19 protein-coding genes are annotated in these 22039 nt (G+C 31.5%); 7 read left to right on the forward strand and 12 right to left on the reverse strand.

The features are described from left to right. Positions 1-27: 27 nt before the first annotated feature. The 4 genes from HM985_RS05630 to HM985_RS05645 are packed head-to-tail and all read right to left on the reverse strand — an operon-like array spanning position 28 to position 4611. A complete protein-coding gene (locus tag HM985_RS05630) occupies positions 28-1044 on the reverse strand; it encodes a carboxypeptidase-like regulatory domain-containing protein (protein WP_179375311.1) in 1017 nt (338 codons plus the stop codon). Next, complete coding sequence (locus HM985_RS05635) at positions 1031-2863, reverse strand: GNAT family N-acyltransferase (protein ID WP_179375312.1); 1833 nt, start codon at positions 2861-2863, stop codon at positions 1031-1033. Before HM985_RS05635 ends, HM985_RS05630 begins: the two co-directional genes overlap by 14 nt. 21 nt (positions 2864-2884) lie before the next feature. Then, entirely contained in the window at positions 2885-4135 is a 1251-nt protein-coding gene (locus tag HM985_RS05640) for an aspartate kinase (protein WP_179375313.1), read from the reverse strand. After that, positions 4135-4611 carry a GNAT family N-acetyltransferase gene (locus HM985_RS05645; RefSeq protein ID WP_179375314.1) on the reverse strand — a complete coding sequence of 159 codons (477 nt, stop codon included), beginning with the start codon at positions 4609-4611 and terminating at the stop codon, positions 4135-4137. The genes HM985_RS05640 and HM985_RS05645 overlap by 1 nt, the downstream gene beginning before the upstream one ends. 125 nt (positions 4612-4736) lie before the next feature. Here HM985_RS05645 and fbp point away from each other — a divergent pair, with 125 nt between their 5' ends. Further along, complete coding sequence (gene fbp, locus HM985_RS05650) at positions 4737-5753, forward strand: class 1 fructose-bisphosphatase (protein WP_179375315.1); 1017 nt, start codon at positions 4737-4739, stop codon at positions 5751-5753. Positions 5754-5835: 82 nt separating this feature from the next. On the opposite strand, the gene HM985_RS05655 is transcribed toward fbp, so the two are convergent. Further along, positions 5836-6267, reverse strand: coding sequence for a tellurite resistance TerB family protein (locus tag HM985_RS05655; protein WP_179375316.1), 432 nt, complete (start codon positions 6265-6267; stop codon positions 5836-5838). Positions 6268-6388: 121 nt separating this feature from the next. Here HM985_RS05655 and mfd point away from each other — a divergent pair, with 121 nt between their 5' ends. The 3 genes from mfd to HM985_RS05670 all read left to right on the forward strand — a co-directional run bounded on the left by mfd (position 6389) and on the right by HM985_RS05670 (position 12018). After that, positions 6389-9718 (forward strand): transcription-repair coupling factor, encoded by a 3330-nt coding sequence (gene mfd / locus HM985_RS05660; RefSeq protein WP_179375317.1) that lies wholly within the window; start codon positions 6389-6391, stop codon positions 9716-9718. Beyond that, entirely contained in the window at positions 9718-10581 is an 864-nt protein-coding gene (locus HM985_RS05665) for a DMT family transporter (RefSeq protein ID WP_179375318.1), read from the forward strand. The genes mfd and HM985_RS05665 overlap by 1 nt, the downstream gene beginning before the upstream one ends. A gap of 135 nt (positions 10582-10716) precedes the next feature. Then, positions 10717-12018, forward strand: coding sequence for a TlpA family protein disulfide reductase (locus HM985_RS05670; protein ID WP_179375319.1), 1302 nt, complete (start codon positions 10717-10719; stop codon positions 12016-12018). Between the two features lie 115 nt (positions 12019-12133). Here HM985_RS05670 and HM985_RS05675 read toward each other — a convergent pair whose 3' ends face one another. Then, entirely contained in the window at positions 12134-13075 is a 942-nt protein-coding gene (locus HM985_RS05675) for a nicotinic acid mononucleotide adenyltransferase (protein ID WP_179375320.1), read from the reverse strand. 202 nt (positions 13076-13277) lie between these two features. On the opposite strand from HM985_RS05675, the gene HM985_RS05680 reads away from it, so the two are divergent. Next, positions 13278-14279: an NAD(P)H-dependent glycerol-3-phosphate dehydrogenase gene (locus HM985_RS05680; protein ID WP_179375321.1), complete on the forward strand. Its 1002-nt coding sequence runs from the start codon at positions 13278-13280 to the stop codon at positions 14277-14279. Between the two features lie 59 nt (positions 14280-14338). Here the strand turns inward: HM985_RS05680 and HM985_RS05685 are convergent, their stop codons facing one another. After that, entirely contained in the window at positions 14339-14734 is a 396-nt protein-coding gene (locus HM985_RS05685) for a hypothetical protein (RefSeq protein ID WP_179375322.1), read from the reverse strand. 209 nt (positions 14735-14943) lie between these two features. Between HM985_RS05685 and HM985_RS05690 the strand changes: the two genes are divergently transcribed. Then, entirely contained in the window at positions 14944-16464 is a 1521-nt protein-coding gene (locus HM985_RS05690) for a pyruvate kinase (RefSeq protein ID WP_179375323.1), read from the forward strand. On the opposite strand, the gene pheS is transcribed toward HM985_RS05690, so the two are convergent. Next, positions 16461-17480: a phenylalanine--tRNA ligase subunit alpha gene (pheS, locus tag HM985_RS05695; RefSeq protein WP_179375324.1), complete on the reverse strand. Its 1020-nt coding sequence runs from the start codon at positions 17478-17480 to the stop codon at positions 16461-16463. The two genes, HM985_RS05690 and pheS, sit on opposite strands and share 4 nt — an antisense overlap. A 101-nt stretch (positions 17481-17581) precedes the next feature. After that, positions 17582-17938, reverse strand: a complete 357-nt coding sequence (locus HM985_RS05700) for a hypothetical protein (protein WP_179375325.1) — start codon at positions 17936-17938, stop codon at positions 17582-17584. Between the two features lie 231 nt (positions 17939-18169). Here HM985_RS05700 and HM985_RS05705 point away from each other — a divergent pair, with 231 nt between their 5' ends. After that, positions 18170-18691, forward strand: a complete 522-nt coding sequence (locus HM985_RS05705) for a CvpA family protein (protein ID WP_179375326.1) — start codon at positions 18170-18172, stop codon at positions 18689-18691. 51 nt (positions 18692-18742) lie between these two features. Here the strand turns inward: HM985_RS05705 and HM985_RS05710 are convergent, their stop codons facing one another. The 3 genes from HM985_RS05710 to HM985_RS05720 form a co-directional block, all read right to left on the reverse strand. After that, positions 18743-19369: a carbonic anhydrase gene (locus tag HM985_RS05710; RefSeq protein ID WP_179375327.1), complete on the reverse strand. Its 627-nt coding sequence runs from the start codon at positions 19367-19369 to the stop codon at positions 18743-18745. A 204-nt stretch (positions 19370-19573) separates the two neighbouring features. Beyond that, the gene (locus HM985_RS05715; RefSeq protein WP_179375328.1) at positions 19574-20203 is read right to left on the reverse strand and encodes a carbonic anhydrase family protein; all 630 of its coding nucleotides are present in this window, start codon (positions 20201-20203) and stop codon (positions 19574-19576) included. A gap of 165 nt (positions 20204-20368) precedes the next feature. Beyond that, positions 20369-21961 carry a SulP family inorganic anion transporter gene (locus HM985_RS05720; protein WP_179375329.1) on the reverse strand — a complete coding sequence of 531 codons (1593 nt, stop codon included), beginning with the start codon at positions 21959-21961 and terminating at the stop codon, positions 20369-20371. Positions 21962-22039: the final 78 nt, after the last annotated feature.

Consider the following 22039-nt stretch of genomic DNA (forward strand, 5'->3'; position numbering starts at 1 on the left):
AGCCTAGGACTAACGTTCTAGGCTTTTTTAATTTTCAACTAAAGCATAATCTAAGGGGAGAGTATCACCAACACGTTGGTTACCCATATCTCCGCTAAAATATACGCCAACAATCGGTGTATAATTCCCAAAAGCATCTACGTAAAACTCAGGAATTTTTAATTGAATTGCAGATTGATATTCTTTATCAAAAAGGATAGAAACTTTCTCTTTCAAAGTAATTTTTTTAAAATCTTGATTTTCTGTAACCTCCTCTACAGTAAAAAAAGACCATTCATCTACTATAAATTTATCATGAAAAATCCAATAGCCTTGCTCCTTCAAATTCTTATTATAAAGTGATTTTATAAAGTGTTGTACAGAACCTTTATAGGCTTTATTTCTATGCTTTAAAGTTTTATTTTTAGTAGTATCTAAATCCTTATAAAAGGAGGTCCCAAAGTAAGTTACAGAATTTATTGTAAATTCTAAACCCGTAAGGTCTGCATACCTGAAAATGATTTCAAAATCCAACAAATCATATGTAATTTCATACTGCAACTTTGTGTTTAAAACCTTAATTGGCAATGAAGTGCTTGCATATAATGCTTTATTATGTTTATCGTATTTTAATATTAAATCATCTTCATTTAATATTTTACATGATCTGCCAAACTTAGAAGCTCCTAAAAACTCTTTTCTAAACAGTCTTAACTTCTGACGTCTCGTTAGTCCATCATCATAATTTAGGTAAACTTCATCCAAAGCGTTATTTTCTTCAACGAGTTCTAATAAAACCTCATTACTATTTCTATAATCAGAAATTAAAACCTTCTCATAGCCTAAATAAGAAATAACTAAAACAGATTGTATGGCATCTGTATAAGAAATTGAAAATTCACCATCACTATTTGTAATCGTTCCAATAGTAGTATTATTAAAATAAACAGATACGGTCTCAATGGGTTGTTCAGTTATTTTATCAATAACACGACCGGTTAATGTTTGTGCAAAACACAAAAAAGGGAAAAATAAAGTAATTATGGTACTTTTACTTATCCTCATTACTATCCATAAATTTTCGCTCTAGCTCTGCCTGAAATTCTTCCATCACAGGTCTTACCGTACTATCAGGTAAATCGGCTATTTTTATATACATCAACCCATCAACAGCATTATTAAATAACGGATCTACGTTAAACGCAACAAGTCTAGCATTTTGTTTAATATATTTCTTAAGCAAAACTGGCAAACGTAAAGCACCTGGCTCTACTTCATCAATAATCTTATCAAATTTATTTAAATCAGCCTCTGTTTCATCGAAAACAAATTCTTTATCAGCATCCTTCAACTTAACCTTAAATTCTTTTTTAGGATGTACGTATTGAGCTACGTAAGGATCGTAGTAATGAGATTTCATAAACTCAATCATCAAACTCTTAGAAAAGTTAGAAAACTGGTTACTAATACTTACACCACCAATTAAATATTTGTGCTCAGGAAAACGTAAAGTAATATGTACAATACCTTTCCAAAGCAAAAATAAAGGCATTGGTTTTTGTTGGTATTCTTTAATGATAAATGCACGTCCCATTTCAATGGATTGACTCATCATTTTATGCAGTTCGGGTTCAAAACGAAATAAATCTTGAAGGTAAAACCCATCAATACCAAAACGCTTGTAGATTTTAGATCCTAAGCCCATTCTATACGCTCCAGCAATAAGATTTTGTTCATTATCCCAAAGAAACATCTGATGATAATACGTATCAAACTTATCTAAATCAATGGCTTCGTTCGTTCCTTCGCCTACTTCTCTAAAAGTAATTTCTCGTAAACGTCCAATTTCCCTTAAAATATTAGGAATGTCTTTAGGTGATGCTAAAAACACTTCGTAATTTTTACTCATTAAAAGCCTACTATCATTCACTCTAAGTTTATCTACCTCAGCAATCATTACTTTAGGTTCAATAGGCGTCACAATACGTTTAGGCATTTTAGCCACTTTTAATTGCGATTGAATGTTATCTAAAATCTTAGGTTTATCTTCAAAAGTTTTAGACAGCATATACGTTTTTCGTCTTAAAAATTCTGAAAATTCTGGAAGCGTTGGGTGTTCTTTTTGATCTTTTAAAGAAATCGGTTTCCCTATTCTAACTTTAATAACACGACGTTTTTGCGATAAGACTTCAGAAGGCAATTTTGCTGTCCTTAACGTATCACTTATTTTAGAAAGACGGTAAAACAAGCGGCTATTTTTAGCATGAAAATAAATAGGAACTACAGGAACTTGTGCTTTCTGAATTAACTTCATTGCAGAAACCTCCCATTCTTTGTCTACAACTAATTTTCCATCTCTATAAGTTGAAACTTCACCTGCAGGAAATATACCTAACGGATGCCCTTCTCTTAAATGTAAAATTGCATTTTTAAAACCCGCAATACTGCTTTTAACATCCTTGCGATCCTCAAAAGGATTTACAGGCATAATATATGGTTTTAAAGGCTCTATACGATGTAATAAAAAGTTAGCAATAATTTTGAAATCACTTCGCTGTTCTATCATTAATTTTAATAATAAAATTCCATCAATACCACCAAGTGGATGGTTAGAGATTGTAATGTAAGGTCCCTCTTTTGGGAGCCTTTTCATATCCTCTTCTGGAATTTCAAACTTAATTTGAAATTCATCTAAAATAGCATCTAAAAAAGCTCCATCACTAAGGTGCTTATTCCGCATGTAAAACTTATTTATGGTAGATATTTTTAGGACTTTCATCAATACCCAACCACAAAAAGTTCCTAAAAACCCATATTTATCAACGTGAATTGCTTTAGCGACTTCTTTTGCCGTAACTAATCCACTATCTGATGATTTCCCCATAAAAACAAATGTAACAACTATTTATTTAGTAACAATTTGAACTGTCCCTTGCGCTAACTGTTTTAATAAAACAGTTTTATCCTTTTCTAGTTCATTAACAACAATTTCATTATAATGCCTTATAGTGTAGAGATTTACATTATTATGACAAGTAACTTTGAATTTAGCTTTTAAATGCTGAAGTAATTTCTCTAGATTATCATATAAATTTTCAATGCAAACAGAAAAGCTAATGGCCGAATTCTGAATAACATGAACTTTCATTTTATACAAGTGTAATAAGCTAAAAATATCACTTATATTATCTTCCATAATGTACGAAAAATCTAAGGAAGACAATGATATTAAAGTTTGATTTTTCTTTACAATAAAACACGGAATTTCCGGATCTAAAGTCTCTCCTTTGCTAACACAAGTACCAGCTCCTTTAGCATTTAAAAACGATTTTACATATAACGGAATTTCCTTTCTTTGTAAAGGTTGTAGCGTTTTGGGATGAATTACAGATGCGCCATAAAACGCTAACTCAATAGCCTCTCTATAAGATATTTGATGTATTAATTGTGCATTTTCAAAATAACGTGGATCTGCATTTAATACACCAGGTACATCTTTCCAAATGGTAACACTATTAGCGTTTAAACAATAAGCGAAAATCGCAGCAGTATAATCGCTACCTTCTCTACCCAATGTCGTTGTAAAATTGTTAGCATCACTTCCTAAAAAACCTTGTGTAATATTTAAAACAGAAGTATCCAAGTGAGATGAAATATTACTTTGTGTAGCTTCCCAATTAACATTAGAATGTCTATAGTAATTATCCGTTTTTATAAACTCTCTTACATCAATCCAATTATTATTTAAACCAATTTCATTGAGGTAATGACTAACAATTGTTGTTGAAATTAACTCACCATAACCAATAATCTGATCATAAACATAATTGTAATCTGGTGACTTATTACTTTTAAAAAAGGCATTTAATTCATCAAAAAGTATTTTAACGGCAACAAATACCTGATGACGATTGGTCTCAAATAAATCTAATAAAATATCATCGTGATACTTAATAACATCATGAATGGCATTAGGCAATTCAGGTTTATTATCAAAATAACATTCAATAACCATTTCCATTTTATTAGTTGTTTTCCCCATTGCAGAAATCACAACTAACGTATTATCATAACCTGTAGTTTCTAAAACCTTTGCTAGGTTTTTTATGCCATCTGCATCCTTAACAGAAGCTCCACCAAACTTAAAAATTTGCATTATAATTGATCTAAATAATTCTTAATTCCGTTTTCATCTAAATGCACCACATCCCAATCTCGTTTTACATCTGCACCTTTGCTTTCGTAGAATTTTATGGCAGGTTCGTTCCAATCCAAAACGTCCCAACTTACACGTTTTACACCGAGCTTTTTTGCTTGTTTTACAACGGAATTTAAAAGTAGGGTTCCTAAACCATTACCTCTACATTTCTCACTTACAATAAGGTCTTCTAAATGCAGTATTACGCCTTTCCATGTAGAATATCTTGGATAAACTAATGCAATACCTTCAACATTGTTTTCAACTTCAACAACAAAACAAGTGAATTTTGGGTCTATCCCAAACCCATCTTGCTCTAAATCAGACAATGTAATTTCTACTGCATCTGCTTCTTTTTCAAAAGTTGCCAACTCATGTATAAGTTCTAAAACTCTTGGCATATCTTGTACTACTGCTAATCTTGGTTGTTCCATTTTACAAATAAAAACTTCAAAGATAATCTAAACTCGCTTTACAAAACAATTTTTTTAGACAACGAAAACGATATAGTTTGTTAAAAAGCACGATATTTGTGAGGTATTAATCAATATCATACTTCATGTCTAAACCAAATCAAACCTTAGGGGAATTTATAATTGAAAATCAAACCGCTTTTAAATACACTTCTGGTGAACTTTCTCGTCTTCTAAACTCTATTCGTTTAGCTGCTAAAGTTGTAAATCATGAAGTTAACAAAGCTGGTTTAGTAGATATTATTGGCAATGCTGGCGAAACTAATATTCAAGGTGAAGATCAACAAAAACTAGATGTTTACGCTAATGATAAATTTATTCAAACCTTAACTAAACGAAACATTGTTTGTGGTATTGCAAGTGAAGAAGAGGATGATTTTATTGCAATTAATAGTCAAGATGAAAACAATCAGAATAAATATGTTGTTTTAATAGATCCGTTAGATGGTTCATCTAACATTGATGTAAATGTTTCTGTAGGAACCATATTTTCAATTTACAGACGTGTAACACCTATTGGAACACCAGTAAAAATTGAAGATTTCTTACAAAAAGGAAGCGCACAAGTTGCTGCTGGTTATGTAGTATACGGCACCTCAACAATGCTAGTCTATACTACAGGACATGGTGTTAATGGTTTTACATTAAATCCTGCAATTGGATCGTATTATTTATCACATCCTGATATGAAATTTCCTGAAGACGGAAATATCTACTCTGTAAATGAAGGTAATTACTCACACTTTCCAATCGGTATAAAAAAGTATATAAAATATTGCCAGGAAGAAGAAGGAGATAGACCCTATACTAGTCGTTATATCGGATCTTTAGTTTCTGATTTTCATAGAAACATGATTAAAGGTGGTATATACATGTATCCTAAAAGTTCTAAAAACCCTAACGGAAAACTACGTTTGTTATACGAATGTAACCCTATGGCGTTTTTAGCAGAACAAGCAAACGGAAAAGCTAGCGATGGTTACACACGTATTATGGATATAGAACCTTCTGAATTGCATGAACGTGCACCATTTATTTGCGGAAGTAAAAATATGGTAGAAAAAGCTGAAGAGTTTATGCGTAATGCTGATAGCGAATTTTAAATAGAATTTAATTTAGATTCATAAAAAAAAGCAACCTAATTAATTAGGTTGCTTTTTTGTTTTATAGAACATTAGTAAATAACTATCTGTTCATATTTTTCATTTCGGTAGTAAAAGTATCAGCATCTACTTTATCATGAGCAAGTGCTAAAGCCTTATCTGCAATATATCTTACATTTTGCGCATGAAATCCTAAACCAACACATAACTTTTCTAATAACCAATGTTGATTTGGCCCTTCAATATCATCAATCCAAACCATACGTGCTAAATCATATAAACGCTCTAAACGTTGATCATAAGATGTTGGTGGGTTAATTGGGTGACTTTTATAATCTTTAAGTATTTCTTCGTACTCGTCAGCTGATATATCTAAGCGTGTTGCTAGCCGATCGAGAAATGCTTTTTCTTTATCGGTAATAATACCATCACTCTGTGCTACTCTAACAATTGCAGCAAAATGGTCTTCGTTACGTTTTTTAAATCCGCTATCGAATAAATCTGAAAATGACATATTTTTTATTGTTATTTAAATTCTCTTATTATTAATTAATGAACAAATATAATTCTATTCACATAATTATCAGTATTGGGCACTTCAAAAATTTTATATTTGCATAATCAAACAAAGAAACTTGAGTAAAGTATCTATCTCCCAAACATTCGCACAGACTTTGCAACTGCAAAATCTGCAGACTACTATTGCCAAAAGCGATACAAAAACACATTTAAAAGGTCTTTTAGGATCTTCTTTTTCCATTGTTGTTTCAGAAATTTTTAAAACAGCAGATAAACCATTTTTATTGGTTTTTGATGACAAAGAAGAAGCAGCCTACTATCTTAATGATTTAGAGCAACTCATTAATGCCAAAGATGTCATGTTCTATCCTGGCAGTTATCGTAGACCGTATCAAATTGAAGAAACTAATAACGCAAATGTATTATTACGTGCAGAGGTTTTAAACCGTATTAATTCTCGTAAAAAACCATGTGTTATAGTAACTTATTCTGATGCGCTTTTTGAAAAAGTGGTTACTAAAAAAGAACTTGAGAAAAACACTTTAAAAATTGCTGTAGGTAACGATCTTAGCATCGATTTTGTAAACGAAGTTTTATTTGAATACAAATTTAAACGTGTAGATTTTGTTACAGAACCAGGTGATTTCTCGGTAAGAGGAGGTATTGTAGACGTGTTTTCGTTTTCTAACGATGAACCTTACCGTATTGAGTTTTTTGGAGATGAAGTTGATAGTATTAGAACTTTTGACGTAGAAACACAACTCTCTACAGAACGCATTAAAAAAGTAAGTATAATACCTAATGTAGCCAATAAACTCATCGCTGAACAGCGTGAAAGTTTTTTAAAATACATTGCTAAAAATACGGTTATATTTACTAAAAACACATCTTTAATATTTTCTAGAATTGATGATTTTTATGCAAAAGCAGAAGATGCTTTTAAAAATATATCAAGCGAGATAAAGCATGCTACACCTGAACAATTGTTTTGTAATTCTGAATTATTAAAACGACAGTTTTTAGAATATGCTCTGATTGAATTTGGAACCGATGCCGTATTTGCAAAACAACTTATCGCCTTTTATACCACACCACAACCAGCATTTAATAAACAATTCAATCTATTAATTAAAGATTTAAACGAAAACCATGCTAATGGTATTACCAACTATATTTCCTGTGTAAGCGAGCAGCAAGCCAAACGTTTTCATGATATTTTTGATGATGCAGAACAAGAGGTTCATTATAAAACAGTAGTCCTTTCTCTATACCAAGGTTTTGTAGACACAGAACATAATATTGCCATATATACAGATCATCAAATTTTCGATCGTTATCATAAATTTCATCTTAAAAATGGTTACGCCAAAAAGCAAGCCATAACCTTAAAAGAACTTACAAATCTAGAAATTGGTGATTACGTTACTCACATAGATCATGGTATTGGAAAATTTGGAGGCCTTCAAAAAATAGATGTAGAAGGCAAAAAGCAAGAGGCTATAAAATTAGTTTATGGTGAGCGCGATATATTATACCTCAGTATTCACTCGCTTCATAAAATCACAAAGTTTAACGGTAAGGATGGTAAACCACCAACCGTTTACAAATTAGGAAGTAAAGCTTGGACAACATTAAAACAAAAAACAAAGTCTAGAGTTAAAGAAATTGCTTTCAATCTTATAAAGTTATACGCTAAACGAAAGCTTAAAAAAGGTTTTCAGTATGAACCCGACAGTCACATGCAATTAGAACTGGAGGCTTCTTTTGTATACGAGGACACACCAGATCAAATCACTTCAACTGCAGATATTAAAGCAGACATGGAAAGTGAGCGTCCAATGGATCGACTTATCTGTGGAGATGTTGGTTTTGGAAAAACAGAAGTTGCTATAAGAGCCGCCTTTAAAGCGGTAGATAATGGCAAACAAGTTGCTGTTTTAGTACCAACTACAATACTTGCATACCAACATGCTCGAACCTTTAAAGAGCGTTTAAAAGATTTTCCTGTAACGGTAGATTACCTTAATCGATTTAGAACCGCTAAAGAAAAGCGCGAAACATTAGAAGGCTTAGAAAAAGGTAACATCGATATTATTATTGGTACTCATCAATTGGCTAGCAAAAACGTAAAATTTAAAGATTTAGGTCTATTAATTGTTGACGAAGAACAAAAATTCGGAGTAGCCGTAAAAGAAAAACTAAAAACTATTAAAGAAAACGTAGACGTATTAACCTTAACAGCAACGCCTATACCTAGAACACTTCAATTTAGCTTAATGGCTGCACGAGATTTATCTGTTATTAACACAGCACCACCAAATAGGTACCCTATTGAAAGTCATGTAATCCGTTTTAGTGAGGAAACTATTAGAGATGCCGTGAGTTATGAAATTGAACGTGGCGGACAAGTCTTTTTTATTCATAATCGTATTGAAAATATTAAGGAAGTTGCTGGCATGATTCAGCGTTTGGTACCAGATGCTAAAATTGGAATTGGCCACGGACAGCTTGATGGAAAAAAACTAGAAAGTCTTATGTTGGCTTTTATGAATGGTGAGTTTGATGTTTTGGTAAGCACCACTATTATTGAAAGTGGTTTAGATGTACCAAATGCTAATACTATTTTTATCAATAATGCCAATAACTTTGGTCTAAGTGATTTGCACCAAATGCGTGGACGTGTAGGGAGAAGTAATAAAAAAGCATTCTGTTATTTTATTACACCTGAACATTCTGCAATGACATCTGATGCAAGAAAACGTATATCGGCTTTAGAGCAATTTACAGAATTAGGTAGCGGATTTAATATTGCTATGAAAGATTTAGAAATTCGTGGAGCTGGAGATCTATTAGGAGGAGAGCAAAGTGGGTTTATTACAGATATAGGTTTTGATACTTATCAAAAGATTTTAAATGAAGCCATAGAAGAATTAAAAGAAACAGAGTTTTCAGATCTATATAAAGACGATGGTAAGCCTAAAAATTACGTTAAAGATATGACCATCGATACGGATTTTGAATTGTTATTTCCAGATGATTATATAAATAATATTACCGAACGTCTTAATCTTTACACTAAACTAAACGGTATTAAAACAGAAGAAGAACTCGCTAAGTTTGAAGCCGATATTATTGACCGTTTTGGAGAGTTGCCTACTCAAGTTTCGGACTTATTAGATAGTGTACGCTTAAAATGGATAGCCATAAAAATGGGAATTGAAAAACTAATCATGAAACAGAATAAAATGATTGGTTATTTCATACAAGATCAGCAAAGTAATTTTTATCAGAGTCCAGATTTCTCTAGAGTAATGCAATTTGTTCAAACAAATGCCGGAAAATGTACCATTAAAGAAAAACAAACTCGAAAAGGATTACGCTTGCTCATTACCTTCGATAAAATTAAAAATACAAAGCAAGCACTTATGGCATTAAAGGATATATAATGAATGAAAAAAATCATTTAAATAACCTCTTGTTGCTTACCATAGCAACATTATTTATGAGTACTTCTGGTCCTTTAGGTAAATTTATAGATATGCCAACGCCTGTTATTATTTGGTGGCGTTGTATTTTATCAGTGATTTTTTTATTTGCATTTTGTTTATATAAGGGTATCGACTTAAAAATAGCTAACAAAAAAGACCGTTCAACCTTTTTTATTGCAGCCTTATTTATGGGTGGGCATTGGATTTTTTATTTTTATGCTTTAAAGTTTTCTAATGTTGCCATTGGTATGCTATCCCTTTTTACTTTTCCTGTTTTAATAGCACTTCTCGAACCTTTATTTGTTAAAACTAAATTTGACCCGATGCACTTATTACTAGCATTAATGGTACTCGTTGGGATTTATATTTTAGCACCAGAATTTAACATTGAAAGCAATCAACTCAAAGGGCTTTTATTTGGTTTGGTATCTGCACTATGTTATGCCATTAGAATTCTAATGTTAAAAGGACACGTAACTAAATATAACAGTACAATGTTGATGTTCTATCAAGTACTTATACTATCTATAGTTTTAGCACCAAGCTTATATTTTATGGGAACAGCTTCAATTACCACACAATATCCTTACATCTTAATGTTAGCATTAGTCACAACAACTTTAGGGCACACCATGTTTGTTAATAGCTTGAAACACTTTAAAGCGAGTACAGCAAGTATTATTGGCAGTACACAACCTGTTTTCGGAATAATAATTGCTTATTTTTTCTTGAACGAAATTCCAACGATACACACCTTTATTGGTGGTGGCTTAATATTAGCAACTGTTGTTGTAGAAAGCGTAAGATCTAAAAATGTCTAAAACAGAATTATAATGGTGCAATTATTGAAGTTGTTAAACCGTTACCATAACATGCTAATAAGTATTAAATTTACAGCCTTATTTTTAAGCTTACCAGATCTCTATTCTAGAGGCATAATAAAAACAATTTACAAGATGAAAAAAATATTAATTCTACTATTGGTTTTACCTTTAATTTCAATAGCACAAAGTGTAAAAGGCACATTTTCGCCAGCTGAAGATTTTAGTTATGCATTTCTATACCATGCAACACCAGATAGCGCTAACTATATAGACAGAGGACAAGTAGATGAGAATGGTACTTTCGAAATTCAATTAGATTCAACGTTAACTCCTGGGATTTATAAAATTGTATATGCAACTCCACCTGAAGAAAATAATTTTGATTTTATTTATGACGGAAAAGAAAGTATTGCTTTCAATTTCAGCCTAGATAAAGGTATAAATTTTACAACATCTGAGGAAAATAAATTGTGGTATTCTTACTTAAAAAGTATTGATATGGTCAACCAAACCATAAGTAATTATTACGGTAAAGAGAATACAGATAAAAAAGGTTTTAATGCTATTTTTAAAACTTTAAAAGATACCCAAACCGCTTACGAAGAATTAGCAGAAGACAAATTAGTGTCCCATTTTATACAGGCTAACCGACCATATATGCCATCAAAACATGAAGACATCAGTACTTATTCTAATCATTTAAAACAGCATTATTTAAGTCAAATAGATTTCAGTGATCATTTGTTACAAAGTTCTTCATACTTAACAGATCGTGTAACAGCCTATGTTTTTCATATGGTTGATAATCCAAATAATGATACTTATAAACAACACGTAGATGATGTTGCAAAAGCAATTAGTAATGATGATTCTGCTATTAAAACAAGCTTATTAGAAATACTTTGGCAACGTTTTGTAATCTTAAAAAATAATGATGTTGCTAATTACATAACTGATAATTATTTATTAGAATTGGCACAAAAAACAAATAGTATTGTCTTAGAAAACACTCTTATTTCTTATAAAAATACTTCTGTTGGTTCTGTTGCTCAGGATTTTGAAATTACTTTGAATGACAAAAAAACAAGTTTACTTGAATTAGAAGGTGCTGATCATTATTTGCTTATTTTTTGGAGTAGCGGTTGCAGTCATTGTTTAAATGAATTACCAAAAGTAAAAGCTATGGTCGCTAATAAGCCTCATTTAAAAGTTGTTGCTTTTGGCCTAGAAGATGATGATAAAAAGTGGAGCAAAGAAATTAAAAATTATCCTGAATTTATTCATCAAATAGGTTTAGGTAAATGGGATAATCCAATAGTAAATACATACGGAGTTTCTGCAACTCCTACATATTTTCTATTAGACGCATCTAAAGTTATTATAGCCAAACCTCACGGAATTGAAGATTTAGAGGTAACTTTAAAAGATTTATAAATCATTTTTAACAGGAAAAAAAATTCTGTGTACCAAAGTGTAATACCTAAAAAAAGAAAACACTCATCTAAATCAAGTTCAGATGAGTGTTTAGAAGCTAAATAACCAACCAAATTTAGCTTCTTGTATTAGTTCTAGTATTCTCTACTTTTTTTGTTTTTTGTTTACGCTTTTTAAATCTTTCGTCAGATGATGTAGATTTCCCATCTTCTGTAGAACTTCTATAATAAGCAATATAGCCTATGCCTTTAAATTCGTAAACAGTACCAGAGTTTGCGTGAAACAATTCTATGGTGCTTTCATTAATAACGGTAAGATTGAAGAATTCATTGTCAAAGAAGTCATAATCTAATGTTAATGTTTTTTCATAGATATTATTAGATATATCACCTACAGAATAATCACCTGTAAAATCCCAATAGATATTATTAGTATTGTATATATTCTGGTCCTGAGAACTTCTAAAAATATCATCATTTCCACCAGCTAAAAATTGTAAATAATTCTCATTATCAAAATCATTTAATGCACCAAAATTACTAGTATATGTTTTTTCCCAAGCCTCATATTCTTGTAAGAAATAATGAATATTATCGTAAAAAACAAAGTCATAGTCAAAATTTGATCTCTGATAACCATCTAAAAAATATGAGGTATCATTAAAGGGGTTATACAATTCAATAGTATTATTATCTACTTGATACACATCAAAACTATCATAACCATCTATGACGTGATCTACATCTAAAATCATATCATAGGCATCATAGCTTCCAATATCAACACCATAACCATTGCCTTCACTTCCTATACCAACTAAATTATTATTGGCATACAAACGACCATTATTAAACGAAATAGTAAATGCCATTTGCAAAAATGGAGTTTCACCATAGCCCTGTGTTTCATTAATATCGATATACCATAAATCATAAGAATTTAATAATTGATTTAAAGATACTGTTGGTTCCTCATTAACGTAAATTTCTTCAGTATAGCAAGATGTAAATAATGTAGCTATAAGTGCAAATCCTAATAGTAGTTTTATCGTTTTCATAATCTCAAGATTTTAAAGTTGTTATTTATGAGCGTTTCAAAACACGTGCCAAAAAAAAGAATATTGATTTTAAAATCTATCATTGAGCAAAGTAAAACCGCACTATAAAAACCAATTGCTTCTTTGGTATTATAACAGAATAGCAAATTACTTTTTAGCTTAATTTTCCGTATTTTTGATATAGAAAAATGACACAATCACTATGAGTGACACTATAAAATATGCTGTATTTGGCGCAGGAAGTTGGGCAACAGCTATCGTAAAAATGCTTTGCGAAAATTTAGATGAAGTGGGTTGGTATATGCGCAGTGCTTACACCAAAGAACATCTTTTGAAAGAGCAACACAACCCAAGTTATTTAAGTTCTGTAGAGTTTAATTCAGAACAATTAAAATTAAGTAATGATATTAACGAGATAGCAGATTGGGCAGATGTCTTAATCTTTGTTATTCCTTCTGCGTTTATTCATGCGGAGCTGAAGAAATTATCGGTTGATATTAGCAATAAAACTGTAGTTTCTGCCGTAAAAGGCATCATGCCAGAAACCGGAAAATTGGTCGGTGAACATTTTCATGATATCTATAATATTCCTTTTGCTAACATTGCTGTTATTGCTGGTCCTTGCCATGCGGAAGAGGTGGCTTTAGAGCGTTTGTCTTATTTAACTATTGCTTGTGACGATGCTAAAAAAGCACAAGCTATTGCAGATACACTATCTAGCGACTATATAAAAACAAAAATTAGCGATGATGTTATTGGTATAGAATATGCCGTAATGCTTAAAAACATCTATGCTATTGCTGCCGGAATTGCACATGGCTTAGGTTATGGAGATAATTTTCAAAGTGTTTTAATGAGTAATGCTATTCGCGAAATGAAACGCTTTATCAAAAAGACACACAAAATGAAACGAAACATTAATAATTCTGCATATTTAGGGGACTTATTAGTCACAGGTTACTCTGTGTTTTCTCGTAACAGAATGTTTGGAAGTATGGTTGGCAAAGGCTACACCGTTAAATCTGCACAAATGGAAATGAATATGGTTGCAGAAGGTTATTACGCCACTAAAAGTGCTTACGACTTAAATAAAAAGAATAAAAACAAAGTACAACTACCAATTATTAAAGCTATCTATGAGATTCTATACGAAAATAAAAACCCGAAACAAGTCTTTGAAAAATTAGTAGACAAATTAGATTAAGTTACATTCAACAAAACTATATATACTTAAAATAAGATTCCTGCTATCTGCAGGAATCTTTATTTTACAATAATCCCTTTCAATTGCATCAAAGGAACGGTTTGTAATGCTTTTTCGTTAATACTGTTTGCTATAAACAAATAGCTTTTATCGAACATTTGATTCCCTATAAAATAAGTTACACTAAACTCATTATTTAACGCCAATACCTTCTCTTGTAAAAATTCGATCTTCGCATAGCTTCTTGCTGGTAATTTAGCGATGGTATGTCGCATCACTGGTGTTACTTTCTTGTCATTATATCCTCTACTCATAATAAGTACCGTATCTAAATCCTTATCGCTATTATTAATAATATAAGCGTTCCAGTCCAAGGTTTTATATTCTAAATGTTGTTCTTGCACTACGGCAACATAGACATCCTTTACTTCTGGAATTTCAATATCTTTTTTCATAAAATCACACTTTAATACCTGCTTGTATTTTCAATTTTCAAAAATAAACCAAATCAATTATTTTAAGACGAATGCTCGCTTTAATTTATAAAACAGAATACCTCAATTAATTTAATTTTTCTCATGATGAAAATCATAAATTAATATATGCTCATTTCGTATCTTTATTACTCTAATTTTATATTAATCATCGCATAAATTTAGGTTTTATGAAATTGAGTAAACTAACCAGCGGCTTAGAAAACATCTTACATTCTATTGAAGGTAATGAAGAAAATATTAATAGCCTGACAAGCAAGATTCATGATAACTATAAGTTGAGCGCTAAGAACCTGTGCCGTTATTTAATTTTAAGAACTTTCGATTTAAGAAAGTATCAAGATAATTTATCTGAAGTTGGTGTCTCTTCCATAAGAACATCTGAAGGTTACGTTTATAGTAACATTTTTAACGTTGTAAGAAATCTAAAACTACTACAAGCCTTACCACAACCAGAACCTTCTAAAATGGAATTAATTGGTTACAAAAAAAGTAAAAAACTAGTTAAAAAGAATGCTAATGTTTTATTTAAAAGACAACGTACAAAACATTTTGCAGAAATTATGGTCACTTTACCTAATACGGCAGCAAAAGACAAATCTATTATTAGAGAAATGGCTGAAAACGGCATGGAAATAGCCCGAATAAACTTAGGTCATGATACGATTGAAGAATGGACACAAATGGTCACTTACATTAAGGAGATTAACAACCAGACCAATTTTAATATTAAAATCTATATGGACTTAGCAGGTCCAAAATTTAGAACATCAACTATTGAAATTAGAAATGATAATGGAAAAATAGGAAAAAGTATTCCTATAAAAAAAGGAGATCATATCATTTTAACAAAGCGAAGAACCAAAGGAAAAGCCTCTAAATTTGATAACAGCAATACACAGATTGAAAAAGCCGAAATTGGTGTAATGCTACATGAAATTGTTGATGAAATTAAAGTAAACGATGTTGTGTTTTTTGATGACGGAATGATAAAAGCGCAAGTGCTTTCTAAATCTAAAAAAGATGTTGAACTTTTAATTACAGATTGCTATAAATCTAAATTATCATCAGAAAAAGGCATCAATCTGCCACATACCAAATACAAATTACCTGCGCTTACCGAGCAGGATATTAAAAACTTACCTTTTGCTTGCGAAAATGCAGATTTACTAGGCTACTCTTTTGTACGAAACAAAGAAGATGTAGAATGTTTATTTGAACAGTTAAAAAAACAAAAAGCAAAAGATATAGGCGTTGTCTTTAAAATTGAAAATGTTGAAGCTTTTGAAAACTTACCAGAAATATTATTAGAAGGCATGAAACATCATAGAATTGGCGTGATGATTGCCCGTGGAGATCTTGCTGTAGAAGTTGGGTTTGAACGAATTTCTGAAGTACAAAACCAAATATTATGGATTTGTGAAGCCGCACATATCCCTGTAATTTGGGCCACCCAAGTCCTTGAAAATTTAGCAAAAACTGGAATTCCAACTAGAGCAGAAATAAGTGATGCCACGCAAGGTGCTTATGCAGAATGCGTCATGTTAAACAAGGGTTCTTATATCAATAATGCGATAAAAACCCTTGAAAATATTTTGATTAGAATGGAGTCTAATGCTTTTAAGAGAAAGAATGCTTTACGACCTTTAAACATCGCAAAACAAGCTACCGATAAGCTATTTAATAGTTAAAGTGAACTTTTAAATTGTTCTAAAAAGCGAACATCATTTTCGCTTAACAAACGAATATCGCTAATTTGATTTAATAACATTGCTATACGATCAATTCCCATTCCAAATGCAAATCCAGAATACACTTTAGAATCAATACCACAATTTTCTAAAACGTTAGGGTCTACCATACCGCATCCCATAATTTCTAACCAACCTGTACCTTTAGTAATTTTGTAATCGGTCTCAGTTTCTAGTCCCCAATACACATCAACTTCGGCGCTAGGTTCTGTAAACGGAAAATATGATGGACGCAATCTAATTTTAGATTTCCCGAACATTTCAGTAGTAAAATATTGAAGTGTTTGTTTTAAATCTGCAAAACTTACATCCTTATCAATATACAAACCTTCTACTTGATGAAAGAAACAGTGTGCACGTGCAGAAATAGCTTCATTTCTATATACACGACCAGGAGAAATTGTTCTAATTGGTGGCTGATTGTTTTCCATATAACGTACTTGTACCGAACTGGTATGTGTACGTAATAAAATATCTGGATCAGTTTGAATAAAGAATGTATCCTGCATATCTCTTGCCGGATGATATTCTGGTAAATTTAATGCTGTAAAGTTATGCCAATCATCTTCAATCTCAGGACCTTCACTAACATTAAAACCAATACGAGAAAAAATGTCTATAATTTCATTCTTTACTATAGAAATAGGATGGCGTGCTCCTAAAGCAATAGGTTCACTTGGACGTGATAAATCACCATAGATCCCCTTGTCCTCTTCTTCACTTTCTAAGGCTTCTTTTAAAGTGTTTACTTTAGCTTCTGCTGTAGTTTTAAGCTCATTAATAATTTGCCCAAATTCTCGTTTCTGATCATTCGCCACATTTTTTAATTCGCCATAAAACGCTCTCAAATGTCCTTTTGAGCCTAAATATTTTATTCTAAAGGCTTCAACTTCTTCTTTCGATTGTGCTTTAAAAGCATCCGCTTCTGCTATAAGTTCTTTTATCTTGTCTATCATGGTTTCTAAAAGTAGGTGGCAAATTTAAGGAATTATCAACGTAAAAACACGCTCTAAGTCCTAATAAAATTTAATAACACAAAGTTACTTACTAGTGTAAATTATGCAATATAATCAGATTCTACAAAATAATTTACTATTGCTTCTTTCATCAACACACTTTGTTCACCAGCCTTAAGGTGTGGCAATTGCGCTAAAACTTTATAATGTGGCCAACCGTCATCATCTACATAATCAAATTCATAAAAACCATAAGGCTCTAACACTTTACAAATAGCAATGTGCATTAAATCTAGTTTATGATCTTTTTTATATTCACGGTGTAATTGCCCCAACTCTTGTACTCCTATAAGATAAATTATAGAATCGAGATCTAATCTATCACCATCTGCAAATTGATCTGAGAGTTTTTTCACTAACAAATCCCATCGTTCTTTTAATTGTTCGTCTCTTGCCATGCTCACTTTCCGTAAAAACGGAACTCTCTTTAATTATTAAAAAATCTTTTCTTAGTTTAAAAATTCAAAGTTACTAAACTAAAATAGCTTCAATTAGGTTATTAATTATAAATCAATAAAAGTGATGATTTAATCGGTCTAAATCAATTTTAGTCATCCAATTCTATAAATTTAAGTGTCTAAATTTTCAACTTAAAAAAATCATGTATTTTTGCCTAAACCACCGATTATATGAGTGTTATTGATATTGTTTTAGCCGCCTTATTATTATTTGGATTTGTACGTGGATTATTTAAAGGCTTTTTTGTTGAAGTCGCTTCGTTAGTCGCATTAGCCTTAGGTGTTTGGGGAGCAATTCATTTTAGTGATTTCGCATCAGACTTTTTAGAAGCTAAAGTAGACTGGGATGAGAAAACAATAAATATTGTTGCATTTGCTATCACTTTTGTTGTCATTGTTTTGGTCATTAGTCTCGCCGGAAAAGCTTTAACTAAATTAGCCGATTTTGCTGCATTAGGCATTATAAATAAACTAGCGGGTGGCGTTTTTGGCGCTCTTAAAATTGGTTTAATTCTAAGTATTCTATTAGGTGTTTTTGATAAAATGAATAATACTTTGCCTTTTATGGAAAAGGAAGACTTAGAAAAAAGCATGCTCTATACGCCAATACAATCTTTAGCAGCACTTATATTTCCTACCATTATAAAGAAAGCCGAAACTGAAGAAGAGGAGGAGACAATTGAGGAAGCTTAGATATTATTCCCTTAGACTGAAATACACCTATAATACATAAGACGTCGTTTCTTAATCGAGATGATAGATTTCCATAATATCCTTAAGGTATTTATCAAAATCTATTTTGAGGTCTATAAGTTTCCCTGTATGTACATCAAAAACCCAACCATGAACTTTTAATCCACGCTCTCTATAAGCTTTTTGTACTGCTGCAGTCTTAATTAAATTAACACATTGTTCTTGTACATTAAGCTCTACTAAACGGTCGTACTTTTTTTCTTCACATTTAATGGCATTAAGTTCATCTTTGTGCATTCTGTACACATCTCTAATATTTCTTAACCATCCGTTTAAGACCCCTAAATCTGCTGATTCCATAGCCGCTTTTACACCTCCACAAGCATAATGGCCGCAAACTACAACATGATTTACTTTTAAATGGGTTACAGCATAATTTACTACAGACATTCCATTAGCATCTGTACCAACTACCATATTAGCGATGTTTCTATGAACAAAAACTTCACCAGGACCTAAACCCATTAAATCCTCTGCAGTAACTCTACTATCTGAGCAACCAATGTATAATAATTCAGGATTTTGACCTTTACCTAATTTCTCAAAATAATCTGGTTCTATAGCAAGCTTGTCTTTTATCCAAGTCTCGTTATTTTTAAATACGTTATCTATATTCATTTTATCTCAAGTATTTTGTGTAATGCTCCCTTCAAATTTACTAAAAATGGAATCTATATGAGTTAATCTTTGTAATTATATATTCGTTATCTCAACTCAAAAAAAAAAAAAAAGATTACATTATAAAAATTTAGGCAGTAGTAACGATATTGTTACTACTGCCTAACTATATAAATTAAAAAAAGGTCTTATTAGACTATTTATCTATTCGTAAAATGCGACTGCGCCTGTATTGATATCGTACATCGCACCAATTATTTTAATCTCACCACTTTGTTCCATTTCTGTAAGTACTGGACTTTCGGCATGGATTCTTTTTATAGTTAAATCAACATTCATGTGAGATACTTCATCTACAAACTCTAAATTTTTAGAATTTCTTAAACTTGGGTCTTGAGGTTCTTTTACAGCATCTACCGCTGGCTTAATTTTCTCTATTAACTTAGTTAAGTTTCCAAGTTTAGCATCATCACAAGCCCCTTTAATAGCACCACATCTTGTATGTCCTAAAACTACAATAAGTTTTGTTCCTGCTAACTTTGAAGCAAATTCCATACTCCCTAAAATATCTTCATTAACAAAGTTTCCTGCAATACGAACGCTAAAAACATCCCCTAATCCTTGATCAAACACTAACTCTGCTGATACTCTAGAGTCGATACAACTTAATATTGTTGCGAAAGGAAATTGCCCTTCGCTTGTATCATTAACTTGTTCTAATAAATTTCTATTCGCTTTTAAATTATTTTGAAACCTAACATTTCCTTCTTTCAAAAACTCTAATGCCTTTAAAGGCGTCATTGTTGACTGAGTTTCTCTTGTATGTGCTTTCATCTGTTTTTCTTTTTGTTCTTAATGATAATTATATTTAATACCTATGAAGAAAGCGCCACGTCGTTACTATTTTGTAACGTACATGGTCACAACCTATAAGCTCTTCAATTTCAACAGAAAGGTGTTTTCTGTTTTATTAAAACTTACGACTAAAAAAATCACGTTTTAACTTAGACTGATGCTAGATTTAGGTCTCAGTTTAAAGAACTCTATAAAGCTCTCTGGATTTTCAACAACCCCACGCTTAGAAATTAATTTAATATCAATATTTCGTTCTTTCGCTTTAAAAGCAAAATCTTCTAATATTTCAATAATATCGTAATCTAGATATCTCGTTTTAGTGACATCAAATTCAAAATAAGTTCCTCTAGGTAATCTATCCAATTCTTTTAAAATAGCTCCTTTATTAAAGAAGGTTACTTCTTCAGCAAGTGTCATTTTTACAATGCTCTTTCCATTACTATTATCTTCGATATGTAAAAAATGAGAATTTTGGTAGTTCTTTAATAAAATAACTACAATACCTACTAATAAACCTAAACCAATACCCACTAATAAATCTGTAAAAACGATTCCGATTACTGTTACAAAAAATGGTACAGATTGTTTCCAACCTAACTTGTACATTTTTTTGAATAATGAAGGTTTTGCTAGTTTATAACCAACAATCAATAAGATAGCTGCTAACACAGACAAGGGAATCATGTTTAATAACCTAGGAATTGATACTACAGAAATTAATAATAAGAAACCATGAATAATAGCTGACATTTTAGACTTACCACCAGACTGAATGTTAGCAGAACTTCTTACAATTACCTGTGTGATAGGAAGTCCACCTATTAAACCCGATAATATATTACCCGCACCTTGTGCTAATAACTCTCTGTTTGTAGGTGTTACATTTTTATCTGGATCAATTTTATCTGTTGCCTCTACACAAAGTAAAGTTTCTAAACTTGCTACTAAGGCTATTGTGAAAGCTACAATCCAAACCTCTGGATTTGTAATAGCACCAAAATTAGGAAAACTAAATTGGCCAATAAAAGAATCTAAACTATCTGGAATAGGTACACTTACTAAATGAGATTCTGCAATGGTTAGACTCTCACTAGACTGAGTTAGTGCATAAAAAATAATACCAACTACAACTGCCACTAATGGTCCTTGAATAATTTGAAAAACCTTACCTTTTTTCGATAAGACGTTACTCCATAATAGCAAAATACCTAATGCTATAAAACCTGCAACCATAGAACCTATAATAAGGTTATCGAAAATACTTAGTAATGCTGAAAAAGTGTTTTCACCAGATGTTTCTAAAAAACTATCAGCACCTTCTGGTTCTGCATCATAACCAAAAAAGTGAGGTATTTGCTTAAGAATAATGATAATACCAATACCTGTTAGCATTCCTTTAATTACAGATGAAGGGAAATAATAGCCAATAATACCTGCTTTTAATACCCCAAAAAGTAATTGAATAGCACCACCTAACACAACGGCTACTAAAAAATTTTCATAACCTCCTAATGATCCAATTGCTGTTAATACAATAGCTGCTAAACCTGCAGCAGGACCACTCACACCAATTTTAGAACCACTAAGGGCTCCTACTACAATACCTCCAATAATACCAGAAATTACTCCTGAAAAAAGAGGCGCTCCACTAGCTAATGCAATACCTAAACACAATGGTAATGCAACAAAAAACACAACTACACTTGCCGGTAAGTCGCTTTTAATAGTTTTAAACATGTATAAATAATTAGGGCTAAAGAGGGATTCCTCTAAAGCCAATTTTCAATAATTTTTTTTGAGACTGAGATTGTCTCA

Origin of the sequence: Winogradskyella wichelsiae (assembly GCF_013403925.1) — a bacterium.
Classification (GTDB): Bacteria; Bacteroidota; Bacteroidia; order Flavobacteriales; family Flavobacteriaceae; genus Winogradskyella; species Winogradskyella wichelsiae.

Bases quoted from the DNA above. Each gene is read 5' to 3' on its own strand.
- HM985_RS05675 (WP_179375320.1), bottom strand. From the start codon at position 13,075: ATGAAAACGATAAAACTACTATTAGGATTTGCACTTATAGCTACATTA.
- HM985_RS05710 (WP_179375327.1), bottom strand. From the start codon at position 19,369: ATGAATATAGATAACGTATTTAAAAATAACGAGACTTGGATAAAAGAC.
- fbp (WP_179375315.1), top strand. From the start codon at position 4,737: ATGTCTAAACCAAATCAAACCTTAGGGGAATTTATAATTGAAAATCAA.
- pheS (WP_179375324.1), bottom strand. From the start codon at position 17,480: ATGATAGACAAGATAAAAGAACTTATAGCAGAAGCGGATGCTTTTAAA.
- HM985_RS05665 (WP_179375318.1), top strand. From the start codon at position 9,718: ATGAATGAAAAAAATCATTTAAATAACCTCTTGTTGCTTACCATAGCA.
- HM985_RS05685 (WP_179375322.1), bottom strand. From the start codon at position 14,734: ATGAAAAAAGATATTGAAATTCCAGAAGTAAAGGATGTCTATGTTGCC.
- HM985_RS05720 (WP_179375329.1), bottom strand. From the start codon at position 21,961: ATGTTTAAAACTATTAAAAGCGACTTACCGGCAAGTGTAGTTGTGTTT.
- HM985_RS05640 (WP_179375313.1), bottom strand. From the start codon at position 4,135: ATGCAAATTTTTAAGTTTGGTGGAGCTTCTGTTAAGGATGCAGATGGC.
- HM985_RS05690 (WP_179375323.1), top strand. From the start codon at position 14,944: ATGAAATTGAGTAAACTAACCAGCGGCTTAGAAAACATCTTACATTCT.
- HM985_RS05670 (WP_179375319.1), top strand. From the start codon at position 10,717: ATGAAAAAAATATTAATTCTACTATTGGTTTTACCTTTAATTTCAATA.
- HM985_RS05630 (WP_179375311.1), bottom strand. From the start codon at position 1,044: ATGAGGATAAGTAAAAGTACCATAATTACTTTATTTTTCCCTTTTTTG.
- HM985_RS05680 (WP_179375321.1), top strand. From the start codon at position 13,278: ATGAGTGACACTATAAAATATGCTGTATTTGGCGCAGGAAGTTGGGCA.
- HM985_RS05700 (WP_179375325.1), bottom strand. From the start codon at position 17,938: ATGGCAAGAGACGAACAATTAAAAGAACGATGGGATTTGTTAGTGAAA.
- HM985_RS05705 (WP_179375326.1), top strand. From the start codon at position 18,170: ATGAGTGTTATTGATATTGTTTTAGCCGCCTTATTATTATTTGGATTT.
- HM985_RS05655 (WP_179375316.1), bottom strand. From the start codon at position 6,267: ATGTCATTTTCAGATTTATTCGATAGCGGATTTAAAAAACGTAACGAA.
- HM985_RS05635 (WP_179375312.1), bottom strand. From the start codon at position 2,863: ATGGGGAAATCATCAGATAGTGGATTAGTTACGGCAAAAGAAGTCGCT.
- HM985_RS05715 (WP_179375328.1), bottom strand. From the start codon at position 20,203: ATGAAAGCACATACAAGAGAAACTCAGTCAACAATGACGCCTTTAAAG.
- HM985_RS05645 (WP_179375314.1), bottom strand. From the start codon at position 4,611: ATGGAACAACCAAGATTAGCAGTAGTACAAGATATGCCAAGAGTTTTA.